This window comes from Novosphingobium sp. GV079 (assembly GCF_003058045.1).
GTDB lineage: Bacteria > Pseudomonadota > Alphaproteobacteria > Sphingomonadales > Sphingomonadaceae > Novosphingobium > Novosphingobium capsulatum.
The window spans coordinates 91,627-107,506 of the sequence record NZ_QBUE01000012.1 but is presented as its reverse complement, the minus strand read 5'-3'; the positions used below and the strand labels follow the sequence as shown (position 1 = coordinate 107,506).

Below are 15,880 nucleotides of genomic sequence, written 5' to 3'. Positions count from 1 at the left end.
CGGGATGCGCGAAAGGTTTGTTGGGGGCGCCCCTGCAAAAGCTATGTCGCGGCCATGGGGCGGTGCCGCGCTAGGACATCTGCGGGAATGGCGATCAGTTGCGGGGCGTGGGTATAGAGCAGCGCCGCCTCCACCACGCGATCGGGATGGATCGTGGCCAGCGCGGCGGCATAGGCCGCCATCTGCCGCAGATAGGCCGCCGGCACATCCGCCAGGCTGGCGGGCGGACGCCGCGCCGTCTTGAAATCCACGATCAGCACGCGATCGGGCGCGATCAGCAGGCGGTCGATCGTGCCCGATACCACGCGACCCTCCACCACGGCGGCCAGCGGCACTTCAGCCAACGATCCGGGGCCGAATACCGCCTGCCAATCGGGATGATCGAGCACGGCAAGCGCGGCCCGCAGCATGTCGGCATGGGCATCAGCGTCAAATTCCGCGCCCTGCCGCGCCAGCCAGGCCAGCGCCGCCTCCGCCCGCTCGCCCGGCGCCACGGCAGGCAGCCGCTCGATCAGCTTGTGGATCAAAGTGCCGCGCCGCGCCGCCAACAGCGCGCCAGGCCCAGGCCGCGTGGGCGGATCGGGTGCCTCGTCCTCGCCCAGCGCCGATGGCGCCAGCGGGCGCGGTGGGCGCGGTTCGGGGCCGATCGGGGTGGTAAGCCAGGGCGGCAGCAGCGGCAGCCCCAGGTTTTCGACCGTGCGCGGCGCCTCCACCACCGGCGGACCGGGTATGCCGATGCTGCGCGCGCCGTCCCAGATGGCGTCCGGCTCCCACGCCTCGTCCTCGCCGAACAAGGGGGCAAGCTGGGCATACCAGCTATCGGCGGGCAGTTCCTTGCGCGAGGGTGGCCAGGCGCCAGCGATAAACAGAGCCTCTTCGGCACGGGTCAGCGCGACATAGAGCAAGCGCCAATGTTCCGCGCGCTCTTCCCGTGCAGCCTGCTCTTCTGCGGCGCGGATCGGCGGGGCCTTTTCTTCCTTGCGCAACGCGGGCAGCGGCACGCTGCGCGGGCGTTGGCCCGGCCCGTGCTCCACCAGCTCGCTGCCCCGCGCCAGGGCCGCATCGGGATCATCGGCGGCATCGGCCAGAATCACGATCGGCGCCTGCAGCCCCTTTGATCCGTGCACGGTCATTACCCGCACCAGATCGGCGGCCTGCCCCGCCTCGCGCTTCAATTCGCCATCGCCGCTGTCGAACCATTGCACAAAACCGACCAGGCTGGGCACCTGGCCCGTGGCATAGGCCATTGCGGCGTTGAGCAGTTCGTCGATCGGATCGTTGGCCTCACGCCCCAGCCGCGCCACCAGCTTGAAGCGTGCCCGCCACGGCCCCACCAGCAGCCAGTGCAGCAGTTGCGCTGGCGGTTCGAAATCGGCGCGGCGCAACAGGTCGAGCAATTGCTCCACCGTCTGCACGGTCGCGGGATCGCGGCTGTGCGCCAGATGCATCCACAGCCGCACGCCATCCTTGCGATAGCCGCGCTCGAGCAGGTCTTCCTGGCTCCACGCGATCAGCGGCGACACCAGCAGGTTGGCGAGGTTAAGATCATCGAGCGGCTGCGCGCAGAACCGCAGCGCGGCCATCAGATCCTTCACCGCCAGCGGCGCGCCCAGCCGCAGCCGGTCCACCCCAGCCACCGGTACGCCGCGCGCATGCAGGCGTGCCACGATCAGCCCGGCCAAGTCCTTGCGCTTGCGCACCAGGATCATCACGTCGCCGGCACGGGCATTTCGCGGGGTGCCCTTGTGCAGCGGGAATCCGGTATCGAGCCATTGCCGCACCTGCCGCGCCAACCGGTCGGCCAGATCGCGATCGGGGCGCGAGAGCCAGTTTTCGCCGCCCTCCTCGCCCACTTCGGGCAGGTCTTCCTCGTCGCCGGCGCCCTCGCCCACCGGCCGCCACAGCCGAACCAGGCCCGGCCGCACATCCCCGACATGGGGTTCGGGCGCTTCGGGCAGGCCAAAGCGATCAGGGCCGATGGCGGCAATCGCGCGATCGACAAACGCCAGGATCGGCATCGCCGTGCGATAGGATTGCCCCAGGCCGAGCGAGAGCAGCGCGCGATCAGGCTCGTCCATCGCCTCGGCCAGGCCAGCCAGTTCGCGCCGCACCCGCTCGCGCGCCTTGGCAAAGTTTTCCGGGCTGGTGCCCTGGAAACGGAAGATCGCCTGCTTGTAATCGCCCACCACGAACAGGGTGCGCGGGTCTCGCTGGCTTTGTCCCTGACCGGAAAAGAAATCCTGCACCAGGCCATCGAGCACGATGCGCCACTGCGCCTCGTTGGTATCCTGCGCCTCGTCCACCAGCACGTGGTCAAACCGGCGATCCAGCTTGTAGCGAATCCAGTCGGCGGTGGTGCGTTCGGTCAACAGCGCGGCGGCGGTGCGGATCTGATCATCGAAATCGATGAAGCCTTCGCGCGCCTTTGCCGCCTCCCACGCCAGGGCAAAGCGCCGCCCGACAGCGAGCGCGGGATCGAGCAGCGCCGCCAGATTGACCAGCGCAAGGCGATCGCGCAGCGCCGTAATCCCGGCGATCACCCGCGCCTGATAATCGGCATAGGCCGGCTCGTGCTTATCCAGGTTGCGGACAGATTTTGCCTCGCCCTTGGCCGTCAGAAACAGCTTGGCGAAATCGTCGATCCCGGCCAGGCGCGCCTGCGGATTGGCGGCCAGCCAATCGCCCATCATGTTGGCCGCATCGATGCCGGTCTTGGTGCCCCAAGCCACATTGGCGGCCATGCAGCGCCGCACCGAGGCCACATCAAACGCATCGTCGGCGCAGAGCGCGGCCACGCCGCTGCCATCCTCGTCTGCCGCCAGGCCGAGCATCTGGTTGATACGCGGGCGCAGCGGCGGCCGCCACGCGCCCGGTTCCTGCCACAGGTCGATCGCCTTGGCACAGCGCAGCAAAAAGCCGATGACACTGCCCTGGTCCATGCGCAGCGCCAGGTGAGCCAGCGCATCGAGCAGGCCCTCGTCGCCCGCTTCCTCTGCTTCAACCAGCATCTGCGCCAGCACTTCGCGCACCAGTAGTTCGCGATCGCGGTCTTCCATCGCGCGGGTGCCGGGCAGCAGGCCGGATTCCACCGGAAAGGCCGAAAGCAGCCACTGCGAAAACGCGTGGATCGTCTCGATCCGCAGGCCGCCGCCCGGGCAATCGAGCACGGCGGCAAAGCGGCTGCGCGCCCGCGCCAGGGTTTCCGGTCGCGCGTCGGCGCCGATCGCCTCCAGTTCCTGGAACAGCGCCAGATCATCCAGCCGCACCCAGCGCGCCAGGACATCGTTGACGCGGGTAGCCATTTCCGCTGCCCCCGCCTTGGTAAACGTCAGGCACAGGATATTTTCCGGCTCTACCCCGTCTTGCAGCAACAGCCGCAGCACGCGTGCCGAAAGCACCTGGGTCTTGCCCGTGCCGGCCGAGGCGGACAGCCACACCGTGCGATGCGGCGCCACCGCGCGCGCCTGGTTGCCCTTGAGGGGATAGACCTTGCTCACGCGCTCTCGCCCCCGCCGCGCCCCTGCCATTCTTCCAGCCGCATCAGCTGGTCATAATCGGCATAGCTGGGCAGATCGGGATTGAGCCTGGCCACGAACGGCTCGTTCCCCAGAATCCACCGGGCAATCGCCTCATCCAGAAAGCGGCGGGTTTCGGGCAGGAAATCCTCGCGCGGGATGCCCGATTTCTTGTTTTTCTCCAAGATCGGTTCACGCATGAACCCAAAGCCACGATTAGGATTACGCGCCAGCGACCAGTATTCAAAGCGGGTCGGCTCGCCCTCCACGGTCACGCGGCCGTCCTTGTCCTTGAAGCCGCCAGCCTGGGCGATCAGGCCGACCAGCCCCAGTTGCAGGGCAAAGCCTTCCTGCACCATCCGCCCCGATGGCGGCGTGCCAGTCTTGTAGTCGACGATCGCCAGGGTGCCATCGGGCAGCAGGTCGATGCGGTCGGCCCGGCCAAAGATGCGGATGCCGTTGACCTGCGTATCGCCCCAGCACTCGAACGCCGCCACGCGGCGCCCATCGGCCAGCAGACTTTCCTGCTCGTCCTCGATCCAGGCGAGCGCGGCAGTCAGGCGCGGGCGCCACAGGCTGCGCATGAACGGGTGCGCGCTCATTTCCGCCAGCTTGCGCTCAGCCAGCGGCACCAGTTCACCCGGCGGCGCGCCGGCCTGGTGCCACTCTTCCAGAATGGCGTGCACCGCCGTGCCGCGCCAGGCCGGGGTGGGATCGGCATCGCGCGGGTCCAGGCTCCTGAGGCCGAGAATGGCCGAGGCATAGAATTGATAGGGGTCTGACCTCAGGCGATCGAGCGCGGTCACGGCAATATCGACGCGGCGTTGCTGCGGCGATGGCATGGGCCGCGGGCGCGGATAGGCGGCGGCCTGGGGCGCGGCATCGAGCGCCTGTGCCAGGTCGACCGCGTCGCGTTCCCACGCCACGCCATCTTCGCCCAGCATCGCGCGGATGCGCAGCAGGAAGCGCGACGGGATGGCTGGGCCACCCGCGTCCCGCTCGGCAAAGCTCAGCACCACCTCGGGCGCACCCAGCATCGCGGCGAGATCGTGCGCGGCCAGGCCGATGCGGAAATCGGCGCCGGGAATGCCCAGCGCGCGCAGCACTGGCGGCGCCAATAGCGGATCGGGCGCGGGCGACGCCGGCCACGATCCTTCGGTCATGCCCGCGCAGATCACCAGGTCGGCGCGGCTCATCCGCGCTTCGAGCAGGCCATAGATCGCAAGGCGCGGATGGCCGCCATAGGGCGGGCGCACCGAAATCTCGTCCATCGCATCGCGAAGCAGCGCGGGTAACTCGGCCGGATCGACCGGCAGGCCGCCGGCCTGCGCCGCCGCATCACGCCACTGTTCGACAAACTGCGCCAGGCACCGCCCATCGGCATTGGCCCAGAGCGCCGGGCCGCACAGCGCCTCTGCCATCTCGGCCAAGAGATCGATGCTGGCGCCCAGCGGCAGCGCGGCATGGCCGGCCAGCAGCGGCGCGAGCAGCAGTTCCACCCCATCCCACCACGCGGCAAGGCCGGGAAAGCGCTTGCCCCACTTGCGATCGGGATCGCGAATGGCATCGCGGATCGGCTCCAGCCCCGGCCCGGGACGCGGGCCGCGCAGCACCATGTCCAACTGGCGCACCCGCTCCAGCCAGGCGGCGCGGCCTTCGCCCGCCATGACCAGCGGATGGCCGAGCAGCGCCAGCAAGCCCACCGGCGCGGCGCGCTCTGCCCAGGCCTGCGCCAGTTGCAGCAGCAGGCGCCCGGCCACCGTCTGCGGCAACGGGCGGCCGGCAGTATCGTCGGCGGCAATGTTCCAGCGGCCAAGATGCGCGATCACCCGCTGGGCCAGGCCGCGATCGGGGGTGACCACCGCCACGCGCCGTTCGGGCACGGCCAGCGCCTCGCGCACCAGCACGGCAATGGCCTGCGCCTCTTCCTCGGGGTGGGCGCTGTGCATCAGGCGCACACCGGCCAGGCGCCGTTCGGCCGCCGCCAACTTTACCCACGCCGTGCTCGCCTCGGGCGGCAGGAACAGGTTGGAAATGGCACGGCTGCGCGCCGGCGGGGCCGCGGCAATGCCCGCGCGGTGCCAGTTGCGCACATCGTCGCGCGACAGGCCCATGCGATGCAGCAGCAGTTTCAGGTGGTATTGCGGATGGGTGACCTGGTCGCCGCGGCCAAACGGCGGCCCGCCCGGCTCCTCGCTGGCGCCAGCCTGGCCCAGCGCGTCCCACACCTCTGGCTCCAAGGCCAAGTCAAGATCGGGCAGCACCACCGCGCCCTGCGGCAGATCGGCCACGGAGCGCAGCAGGCGGGCAATCGCCGGCGCGGCAGAGGTGACGCCAGCGGCGATCACCGCATGGGGCGGCGGATCAGCGCGCCACGCCTGCGCCGCATGGGTCAGCAGCAGGTTGCGCCGCACCGGCGCGTCCACCTGCCCGCGCGCATCCAGTTCGAACTGCCAGCGCACCTGCACCCGCGCGAACAGGCGCAGGCTGTCCTGCCAGTGCTCGGCCAGTTCGGGCAGCATGTCGATCGTCAGCAGTTGTTCGGGCTTGACCTCTTCGGCGGCCAGCCGATCGAGCGACTGGGCGAGGCTCCGCGCCTGGCGCAGCAAGCCTGCCTCGCCCCGCACGATGCCCAGCGCGGCCAGTTCCTCGCGCAGGATCTCCGCCAGGCGCAGCAGGCGCACCACCGGATCGCAGGCCGGTGGTGCCACGGTTCCGCCGCCAAGGGGATCGAGCAGCGCGCCGAGCGTCTCGTCGAGATCGAGATCGCCCACCACCGCCATGCGTGGCAGCAACAGCCCGCCGCCAGACGCGCGAATGAAGGCCTCGGTCAGGTTGCGCACGGCGCGCTGGCTGGGCAACAGCAGCGTCAGCCGGGCCAGGCCAAACGTGTCTTCGCGATAGCGCGGGATCAGCCCGGCGACCAGCGCATCGGCAAACCCCCGGTGCGCGGCAATGGTATAGACGCTGGGCCGGGCGGCGCCCGCCATCAGTATTGCGTCAGCGCGGCTTGGGTGGGGGCGATCATTTCCGGCGCGCCCACTTCATACCACAGCCCGGTGTGCGGTAGGCCATAGAGGCGCCCTTCGGCAATAGCCCGGTCCCACAGGCGCCCGGTGGAAAAGCTGCCCTGCGGCGCATCGCGCAACAGGCGGCGCGACACGATCTGGATGCCGGTAAAGATATAGGGCGCCACCCTTCCCGGCTTGCGCCGCGAAACCAGGCCCATCTGGTCGATATGGAAATCACCCATCCCGGTATAGTTGAACGCCTGGGCATGGCTGACCAGCAGCAGCAGCGCGTCCATCCGCTCCTCGTCCCAGAAATCGCCGAGCGCAGCAAAGGCATTGCGCGGCCCATCGAGCCAGATGTTGTCGCTGTTGAGACAGAAGAATGTGTCACGGTCGATCAGCGGCAGCGCCTTGACCAGCCCGCCGCCGGTTTCCAGCAGCGTCTCGCGCTCGTCAGACACCATGACCTTGGGCACGTCACGCGCCAAGACATGGGCTTCGAGCTGGTCGGCCAGGTAGTGCACATTGACCACGGCGCGGGTCACGCCGGCTTCGGCCAGCTTGTCGAGCGCATGGTCGATCAGCGGCTTGCCGGCCACGCGCACCAGCGGCTTGGGCCGCGTGACGGTCAGCGGCCGCATCCGCTTGCCGATGCCGGCGGCCAACACCATCGCGGTGTCAGACACCAGCGGCTTGCGCGGATCGCGGCTCATTCGGCAAAGCTCCCACCCAGGCGCCCGGCCGGATCGCGCAGTTCTGCCGGGATATTGGCGTCAAACCACGCCGCCACCGGGGCCAGCGCGGGATGGGCCAGGTCGCGTTCCAGCATGGCCCAGACGCGGGGAATGTAATCGAGATAGCGCGGCTTGCCATCGCGCTTCCACAACCGCACGAAAATGCCCACGATCTTGGTGTTGCGCTGCGCCCCCAGGCAGGCATAGTCGGCCAGGAAATCACCCTGTGGCTGCGCCTTGGCCAGGTAATAGTCCAGCATGCGCGCCTCAAGCTCGGGCGAAACGGTGCGCCGCGCATCCTGCAGCAGCGATACCAGATCATAGGCCGGATGCCCGGCCAGCGCATCCTGGAAATCGAGCAGGCCTTGCTGATCCAGCCCGCCCAGCAGCATGATATTCTCGGCGTGATAATCGCGCAGCACGGTCACGCCCGGGCGCTGCGCTGGCAGCAACGGGGCCAGCACCTGTTCCCACGCCGCCTGGAACCCTGCCACATCGACATAGATCGCCCGCGCCGGGCAGAACCATTCGATGAACAGGCGCACCTCGCGCATGTATTCGGCCATGCCATAGGCGGTGAACGGCCCGGCCGGCAGTTGCGCCAGTTGCACCAGCGTATCGATCGCGGCGCGATAGACGGTATCTTCGTCCTGTGGCCAGGCATCGACATATTCGCGCATGCGCGTGTCGCCAAAGTCTTCGAGCAAGACCCAGCCTTGGGCGGCTTCCTCGGCCAGGATTTCCGGCGCACGCAGGCCATTGCCATCAAGCCAGCGCGCGGCGCGCAGGAACGGCTGCGGGTCTTCCTGCGGCGGCGGCGCATGCATCAGCATCGCGCTCTGCTCGCCCCGGCGCACGCGGAAATAGCGGCGGAAAGAGGCGTCGCCCGGCAAGGGTTCGATTCTTGCGCCCGTCCAGCCCGCGCGGGCGAGGAAAGCATCGATTCCGGCAGGAAGAGTGCTGGTCATGGCAGCCGCTCTAACCACCCCTTGCCGGCCAAGACAATGGCCTGCCGCCCGTTTTCCGCGATTTCCAGACGCAGCGTGAGGCAATCGGGCTCGTGCCCGAAACCGCCGGCATGATCAGGCCATTCGGCGATCAGCACCGCCCCATGGCGATAGTCATCAAGCCCGATCTCCTCGGCCTCTGCCGGGTGTTCCAGGCGATAGAAATCGGCATGGACCACTGGCAGGTGCACCTGCGGCGGATCATAGGTTTCGATGATGGTAAAGCTGGGCGACGGCACATCGCCGGCATAGCCCAGCGCGCGCAGCAGCTCACGCGCCAGCGTGGTCTTGCCCACGCCCAGCGTGCCTTCCAGCGCCAGCACGTCTCCGGGGCGCAGTTTTGCCGCGATGCGGGTGGCGAGGGCCTGGGTGGCGGCGATATCGGGAAGCGGGATCGTGGTCATAGGGCGTCGCGCTAGAGAGAAGCGGGACCCCGGATCAAGTCCGGGGTGACGGTAACGAGGGAAGTATGTCTATCATATTCCCGTCGCCCCGGACTTGATCCCTGCCCCATCACGACGCCTGCAGTCACGGCAGCGTCACGATGGCGCTGGTGCCCTCGCCCGGTTCGGAAACCAGTTCGAAGCGGCCGCCATGCGCATCGATCAACTGGCGCACCAGCGGCAGGCCCAGCCCCTGGCGCCGCTCGGCCGTGCGGCCGTCGGCGGCGAGCTTCAAGCCCTCCATCGCGCGGGCCAGCGCCGCTGCATCCATGCCGCGGCCATTGTCGGAAATCACCACGCGCAGATCGCGCGCGCCGCGCGTGCATTCCACCAGGATGCGCCCGCCCGCCGGGGTTGCAGCAATGGCATTGTCGATCAATTGGCCAAACACACGGCGCAAGCGGCGCGCGTCACCGGTTACCTTGCCCACGGCCTGGCTGCCGCGCAGATCGAGCGCCAAGCCGGCCGCGTTGATCCGCTCGGCGCGCTCGCGCACCACATCGGCCAGCAAGGGGAACACATCCACCGCATCGCGCGCCAAGGGCAGCATGCCTGCCTCGCTCTGCGACAGGTCGAGCACGTTCTCGATCTGCTCGCCCAGCCGCTCCACCGACGAGAGGATCGCCGCGACATAATCGCGCGCCTGCGGCGTCAATTCCCCGGCCAGCCCGCTTTGCAGCATTTCAGCAAAGCCGCCGATGGAGTTCAGGGGATTGCGGAATTCATAGCTCATGTTGGCGATGAAGCGCGTCTTCACCGCGTCCGCCTCGGTCAACGCGGCATTGCGTTCGCGCAGCGCGGCCTCGGCCTTTTGCGAATCCGTGATGTCGAGCACCGTCAGCAGGCCATTGCCATCGGGCAGCGGCACCCCGGCAAATTCCAGATGGCGCCCATCGGCCAGTGACAGCCGGCCGCTGGTCTGCTTGCGTTCCAGCGTGGCGGCCTGGATCACTTGGCCGATCATGCCCACTTGCGCCGGGCGCTTGAGCAGGCCAGCCAGCCGCGTGAGCAGCAGATCGGCGCGCGGATGGCTGCCGAGGAATTCCTCGTCCAGTCGCCAATCCTGGATAAAGCGCCGGTTCCACAGCTGCAGGCGGCTGTCTGGCCCAAACACGGCGAGCGATTCAAACAGATTGTCGAACGTGGCGGTGCGGGTGCGCAACAGCGTGTCGCGCGTGGCGGAAAGCTGCAACTGCTCGGTCTGGTCTTCAAAGATCAGCAGCAGGCCGCCATCGGGCATCGGCTGGCCCACCACGCGCAGATGCGTGCCATCATGCAGGTGCCAGGGCTCCTCGCGCGGCTCACGCGCCAGGAACCAGGCCTGGCGCTCGCGCCGCCATTGCGGAAAATCGCGCACTTCGGGCAGCTTGCCGCCATCGCGCAGGCGATCGAGCACGCGATCGAACGGCGGCGTATCGTTGACCCAACTCGGGCTGATGCCAAAGATGCGCAGGAACGGCTGGTTGGCAAAGACCAGGTTGCGGCCAGCGTCGAACTGCGCGATCGCGGCCGATAGCGTATCGAGCATCTGCCGCTGGGCATCGCGGAAGCGGCGGAATTGTCGGGTCAATTCCTCCATCTGCTCGATATCGACGGCATAGCCGGCCACGCCTTCGCCAGCGATCGGCAGGTCGCTGACGCGCATGGTGCGGCGCTGGCCGTTGATGGTTGCAGAAACCACCCGCTCGGCCGGGCGGCGCTGGGCAAAGACATCGGCAGCAATGTGCGCCGCGCTCAGGCCGTCGACCGGCTCGACCAGTTCGATGCCGTTCTCCACCACCGATGCCGCGCTCACCGCGCCCACCGCGCGCACATAGGCGGTGTTGACCAGCCGCAGGCGCATTGCCGCATCGCGAAACCACATCGGCAGGGGCGCGGCTTCAATCAGGCCGGCCAGCCCGGAAAAGTCGGCATGGGCCTGCTCTGCCTCGGCACGCAGGGCGCGGATTTCTGCCACGCTGTCGGTCGCGTCGAAAAACCACAGCAAGGCCGCATCGCCCGGCGCGATCTGCGGATCGGCCAGGCTGCCGCGCACCGCCAGGGCAGTTACCCCGCCGCGCGGGACCAGCGACAGCGCAAGCGGCGCCCCGGTCTTTTGCGTGTGGCGCACCGCATCGGCCAGCGCCGCCAGGCTTTCGGCGTCGAGCCCGCGCCCTTCGCCACCGTCCAGTTCGGTCAGATAGCCCGGCATGGCATCCAGGCCCATCCACCCGGCCAGGCGCGAGGCGCCCTCGATCCGCCCGTCGGCGCGCACCAGCAGCGGCAGGGCCGGCGCTTCATCGACCATGCGGGTCAGCTTGCGGGCCAGCCGCTCGGCATGTTCGGCGCGGCGCATGCGCGCCCTTGCGGCCAGCACGGCCCATCCCGCCGCCAGCGTCCAGCTTGCCAGCAGCAGCGCCACGGCAACGGTCACGGCAACAGCGGCAGGCGAATGAGACAGCATCACCCCTTGGCTAGGCTGCACGCGGGCGAAATACAACCGCAACCGGCGCGAAATTCGCCCGATCCCGCGCAAGTATCCGCGCAGCAAAAGGCCCCACATCCCAAGGGATGCAGGGCGCTTGCAGCCATGCCCGACACGCAGCCGGTCATGTATCCGGGATCAATAGCGATAGTGATCCGGCTTGAACGGCCCCTGCGGGGTCACGCCGATATAGCTAGCCTGCTTGTCGCTCAGCTTGGTCAGCTTCACGCCCAGCTTTTCGAGGTGCAGCGCGGCGACCTTTTCATCCAGGTGCTTGGGCAGCACATAGACGTCATTCTTGTACTGATCGGCCTTGGTGAACAGTTCGATCTGGGCCAGCGTCTGGTTGGTGAAGCTGGCGCTCATCACGAAGCTGGGGTGGCCGGTGGCGCAGCCCAGGTTCACCAGGCGGCCCTTGGCGAGGATGATGATCTGCTTGCCGTCCGGGAATTCGACCAGGTCGGTGCCGGGCTTCACTTCGGTCCACTTGTAGTTCGACAGGGCCGAAATCTGGATTTCGCTGTCGAAGTGGCCGATGTTGCACACGATGCTCATCGGCTTCATCGCCTTCATGTGCTCGGCGGTGATCACGTCTTCGTTGCCGGTGGCGGTCACGAAGATGTCGGCGCGGGTGACGGCTTCTTCCATCGTCACCACTTCATAGCCTTCCATCGCCGCCTGCAGCGCGCAGATCGGATCGACTTCGGTGACCATCACGCGGGCGCCGCCATTGCGCAGCGAAGCGGCCGAACCCTTGCCCACGTCGCCAAAGCCGGCCACGCACGCAACCTTGCCGGCCAGCATCACGTCAGTGGCGCGGCGGATCGCGTCAACCAGCGATTCCTTGCAGCCATAGAGGTTGTCGAACTTCGACTTGGTCACCGAATCGTTCACGTTGATCGCCGGGAACGGCAGCTTGCCGTCCTTAGCGATCTGGTAAAGGCGGTGAACGCCGGTGGTGGTTTCTTCCGAAACGCCCTTGATGGCCTTGACGCTCTCGGTCAGGTAGCCGGGCTTGGCCTTGAGGAACGCCTTGAGCGCGCGGCAGAATTCGATTTCTTCGGCGTTGCTGGGCTCGAACAGGGTTTCGCCCGCTTCCACGCGCGCGCCCCACAGCGCGAACATGGTGGCGTCGCCGCCATCGTCCAGGATCAGGTTGGCAGTGTCATCGCCCCAGTCGAAGATGCGGCCGACATAGTCCCAGTAATCCGCCAGGCTTTCGCCCTTCACGGCGAACACCGGAATGCCCGCTGCGGCGATCGCGGCGGCGGCATGGTCCTGCGTGGAATAGATGTTGCAGGTGGCCCAGCGCACGTCGGCGCCCAGGGCAACCAGCGTCTCGATCAGCACGGCGGTCTGGATCGTCATGTGCAGCGAGCCGGTGATGCGCGCGCCCTTCAAGGGCTGCGACGCGCCGAATTCCTGGCGCAGCGCCATGAGGCCGGGCATTTCGGTTTCGGCAATGGCGATTTCCGCGCGGCCGAAATCGGCCAGGCCGAGATCGGCGATGACATAGTCCTTGTTCGCTTCGAGCGCGCTGGCCACGAGGCATCTCCGTACAAAAGGGCGTCTGAACGCAAAAAAGACCCGCCAGGGGCAGGCCGCTGATGGGCTGCTCTTAGCGGGTCCGCCTGCACAGGGCAACGTTAATATAAAGAAGTCTTTATATCGGCATTCCTACCGATGCCGGCACAGCAGCCGCCGGGCCGCTACCACCTGCCGCCACGCGGCAACGCGAATTTCCCCACGCCCTGCCGCGCGCGGCGGTTGCACGCCCCTGCCCTGCGCCTATATCCCCAACCGGCCGCCACTCCCTCGTGGCGGATGACAATGAAAGGAATTTGGGGATGACGATCACCGTTGGCGAAACCCTGCCCGATGTGAAGCTGGTCAAGGCCACGAAGGACGGCCCCGAAGCCGTGCAGTCGGCTGAATACTTCAAGGGCAAGCGCGTCGCCCTGTTTTCGGTGCCGGGCGCTTTCACCCCCACCTGCTCGGCCCGCCACCTGCCGGGCTATGTCGACAAAGCCGCCGAACTCAAGGCCAAGGGCATCGATGAAATCGCCTGCACCGCGGTCAACGATCCGTTCGTGATGAAGGCCTGGGGCGAAGCCAGCGGCTCGCCCGAGGTGACGATGCTGGCCGATGGCAATGGCGATTTCGCCAAGGCGCTGGGCCTGACGATGGATGGCACCGGGTTTGGCCTGGGCCTGCGCGGCCAACGCTTTGCCGCCGTGATCAACGATGGCGTGGTCGAACAGCTCCACGTCGAAGCGCCGGGCGACTTCAAGGTCAGTGCGGCGGAATACGTGCTCGAAAAGCTGTGAGCTGATACCGGCGCGCCGGCTGCCTCCGCGATGGGGCAGCCGGCGCTGCCGGCGATCAATAGCCCATCAAGCTCATCACTTCCTTGCGGCTGCGCGAATCCGCCAGGAAGCAGCCCAGCAGCCGGCTCGTCACCATGCCCACGCCCGGCGTGCGCACGCCGCGCCCGGTCATGCAGCCATGCTGCGCCTCGATCACCACGGCCACGCCTTGTGGGTGGAGGTGATCCCAGATGCATTGCGCGACTTCGGCGGTCAGCCGTTCCTGGATCTGCAGCCGTTGGGCATAGCCGTGCAACACGCGCGCCAGCTTGGAAATTCCCACCACGCGGTTTTGCGGCAGATAGGCGATCGATGCCTTGCCGGTGATCGGCGCCATGTGGTGTTCGCAATGTGATTGGAACGGAATGTCCTTGAGCACGACGATCTCGTCATAGCCGCCCACCTCGGCAAACGTGCGCGTGAGGTGCACCGCCGGATCTTCGGCATAGCCCTGGCAATATTCCAGCCACGCCCGCGCCACGCGCTTGGGCGTATCGATCAGGCCTTCGCGCGCTGGATCGTCACCGGCCCATTCGATCAGGGTGCGGATCGCCTGCTGCACATGGAGCGGCACCGGCACCTTGCCGCGCGCGGTATCTTCGTCATCGCCATGATCATGGCCGCAGCCCGGCAAATTCGTCATACTGGTCCCGTCCTCAATGCCCGGACAACGCGGCCCGTGCGTCAATCCTGTGTCGCGTTGCCGCGCCGGCGCCGCAACTTTGCCAGCTTCCTGCCCAGCCCGCCACGCCACAGGCGCCCGCGTTGGTAGAAGGCCAGCATTTCCTCGGGGCGCTCGGGGTCGAGCGCTTCGGAATCGGCCAGGGCCTGTTCGGCCTCGGTCAGTGGCCGGGGCACGAACGGCCGCAGATGCCGCCCGCCCGCCTTGGCCGACTCAGCCGCCAGCGCAGCCATGCTGCCGCCATCGGCCAAGGCCGCCGCTACCTGCTCTTCGGCCAGTCCGCAATGCTCTGCCAACAGCGAATGGCGCAAGGCGCGGATTGCCGGCATGGCGTGGTCGTTACCCGGCCGGCCCGCATCGATGAACACGTCGCATTCGCTGTCCAACCCCATCGAGCGGTTGTTCATGTTGGCAGAGCCGATGCGCAGCACCTGATCGTCCACGATCATCAGCTTGGCATGGACATAGATCGGCGTTCCCCCTTTGGTGAACGGATGCCAGATCGAAAAGCGCCCATGCGGATCGTGGCATTTCACCGCTTCGAACAACTGGATGCGGGCCAGGTCCATCGCCGCCTGCTCCAACCATCCGTCCGACTCTTGCGGCATCACCAGCACGACTTCGGGCGCGTCGGGCGCATCGAGCCGCGCGGCCAGCGCCTCGGCCACGCGGCGCGAGGCGAAATACTGGTTTTCGGCATAGATGAAGTGCTTTGCGGCGGCAATCTGGCGGCAGAACAGCGCCTCGATTTCGCGCACTTCGGCAATATTGGCATAGGGTGAGCGCGTGCGGGCAATGCCCACTTCCACATCGGTGAACTGCGCGACGATGCCATTGGGCCAGGCGCTTTCCACCTGGGGGCGGCAGGGCTCGAGATGGCGCCCACCGGCCTGGTGCCAGCGGGTGCGGCCAAATTCGCCCAGCGCCGCCGCCACCGGCCCTTCCAGCAGCATCGTGCAATCGTGCCATGGGCCATAGGGCTGGCCACCGGGCCGCCGCCGCCTGGGATCTTCATCGATATGGTCGCGCGTGTCCCAGCGGTCTCCCGCCATGTCGATCCCGCCACACACGGCAAAGCAATCGTCAATCACTGCGATCTTCTGGTGATGGCTGCAGCCGATCGGATGGGCCGCGTCCAGCTTGTAGCCGATGCGTGGATGGCGCCACCAGCGAAACAGGTCGACCACCATCGACCCGCGCATGAGCGCCTTGAGCGCGCCGAAATTCCATTTCAGTACCAGAACTTCCAGCCCACGCCGGCGGTTAGCCAGCCATACCACGAAAGCCCCCAGCCGCGCCGGCGCGACGCGCTTGCGCGGCAGGTTCCACCACCGCCGCCCGTCCCCGATCAGGATCCGCGTGTCGAAATCCCAACCGATCAGGTGGATGCGCTGGCGCGCGGCCAGCATGGCATCACGCATCAGGGCAAAGTAATCTGCCGCATCGACCACGGCATGGGCACGCGTTGCGCGGGCATAGCGCCACACGCCTTCTTCTATCCCTTCCTCGCTACCGAGATGAACGGCGGAATCGGACGGCGCAACGCCGGACGCGGGATCGCGTGGCCCCTCTGGTGCATTCATACCCGCGCAACGCCGGGACGGCGCAGAGGTTCCACCCTATTCCAAACGATCGCGCGTGCCCCGTTTGAGCAGCAC

General features: G+C 67.5%; 10 protein-coding genes. 1 reads left to right on the top strand and 9 read right to left on the bottom strand.

The features are described from left to right. Window positions 1–41: 41 nt before the first annotated feature. The 7 genes from addA to ahcY form a co-directional block, all read right to left on the bottom strand. Window positions 42–3,527, bottom strand: a complete 3,486-nt coding sequence (addA, locus tag C8K14_RS15570; protein WP_107717372.1) for a double-strand break repair helicase AddA — start codon at window positions 3,525–3,527, stop codon at window positions 42–44. Continuing rightward, the gene (gene addB, locus C8K14_RS15565; protein ID WP_107717370.1) at window positions 3,494–6,505 is read right to left on the bottom strand and encodes a double-strand break repair protein AddB; all 3,012 of its coding nucleotides are present in this window, start codon (window positions 6,503–6,505) and stop codon (window positions 3,494–3,496) included. Before addB ends, addA begins: the two co-directional genes overlap by 34 nt. Then, window positions 6,505–7,239 carry a nucleotidyltransferase family protein gene (locus C8K14_RS15560; protein ID WP_022674763.1) on the bottom strand — a complete coding sequence of 245 codons (735 nt, stop codon included), beginning with the start codon at window positions 7,237–7,239 and terminating at the stop codon, window positions 6,505–6,507. The genes addB and C8K14_RS15560 overlap by 1 nt, the downstream gene beginning before the upstream one ends. Further along, the gene (locus tag C8K14_RS15555) at window positions 7,236–8,228 is read right to left on the bottom strand and encodes an aminoglycoside phosphotransferase family protein (protein WP_107717368.1); all 993 of its coding nucleotides are present in this window, start codon (window positions 8,226–8,228) and stop codon (window positions 7,236–7,238) included. Before C8K14_RS15555 ends, C8K14_RS15560 begins: the two co-directional genes overlap by 4 nt. After that, entirely contained in the window at window positions 8,225–8,671 is a 447-nt protein-coding gene (gene tsaE, locus C8K14_RS15550; protein ID WP_054131004.1) for a tRNA (adenosine(37)-N6)-threonylcarbamoyltransferase complex ATPase subunit type 1 TsaE, read from the bottom strand. The genes C8K14_RS15555 and tsaE overlap by 4 nt, the downstream gene beginning before the upstream one ends. 124 nt (window positions 8,672–8,795) lie before the next feature. Beyond that, window positions 8,796–11,153 carry a PAS domain-containing sensor histidine kinase gene (locus C8K14_RS15545; protein ID WP_107717366.1) on the bottom strand — a complete coding sequence of 786 codons (2,358 nt, stop codon included), beginning with the start codon at window positions 11,151–11,153 and terminating at the stop codon, window positions 8,796–8,798. A 159-nt stretch (window positions 11,154–11,312) separates the two neighbouring features. Beyond that, the gene (gene ahcY, locus C8K14_RS15540) at window positions 11,313–12,719 is read right to left on the bottom strand and encodes an adenosylhomocysteinase (RefSeq protein WP_022675552.1); all 1,407 of its coding nucleotides are present in this window, start codon (window positions 12,717–12,719) and stop codon (window positions 11,313–11,315) included. Between the two features lie 302 nt (window positions 12,720–13,021). Between ahcY and C8K14_RS15535 the strand changes: the two genes are divergently transcribed. After that, window positions 13,022–13,501 (top strand): peroxiredoxin, encoded by a 480-nt coding sequence (locus C8K14_RS15535; RefSeq protein ID WP_054131002.1) that lies wholly within the window; start codon window positions 13,022–13,024, stop codon window positions 13,499–13,501. Between the two features lie 55 nt (window positions 13,502–13,556). Here the strand turns inward: C8K14_RS15535 and folE are convergent, their stop codons facing one another. After that, a complete protein-coding gene (folE, locus tag C8K14_RS15530) occupies window positions 13,557–14,183 on the bottom strand; it encodes a GTP cyclohydrolase I FolE (protein ID WP_107717364.1) in 627 nt (208 codons plus the stop codon). A gap of 41 nt (window positions 14,184–14,224) precedes the next feature. Then, complete coding sequence (locus C8K14_RS15525; RefSeq protein WP_107717362.1) at window positions 14,225–15,805, bottom strand: phospholipase D-like domain-containing protein; 1,581 nt, start codon at window positions 15,803–15,805, stop codon at window positions 14,225–14,227. Window positions 15,806–15,880 lie beyond the last annotated feature (75 nt).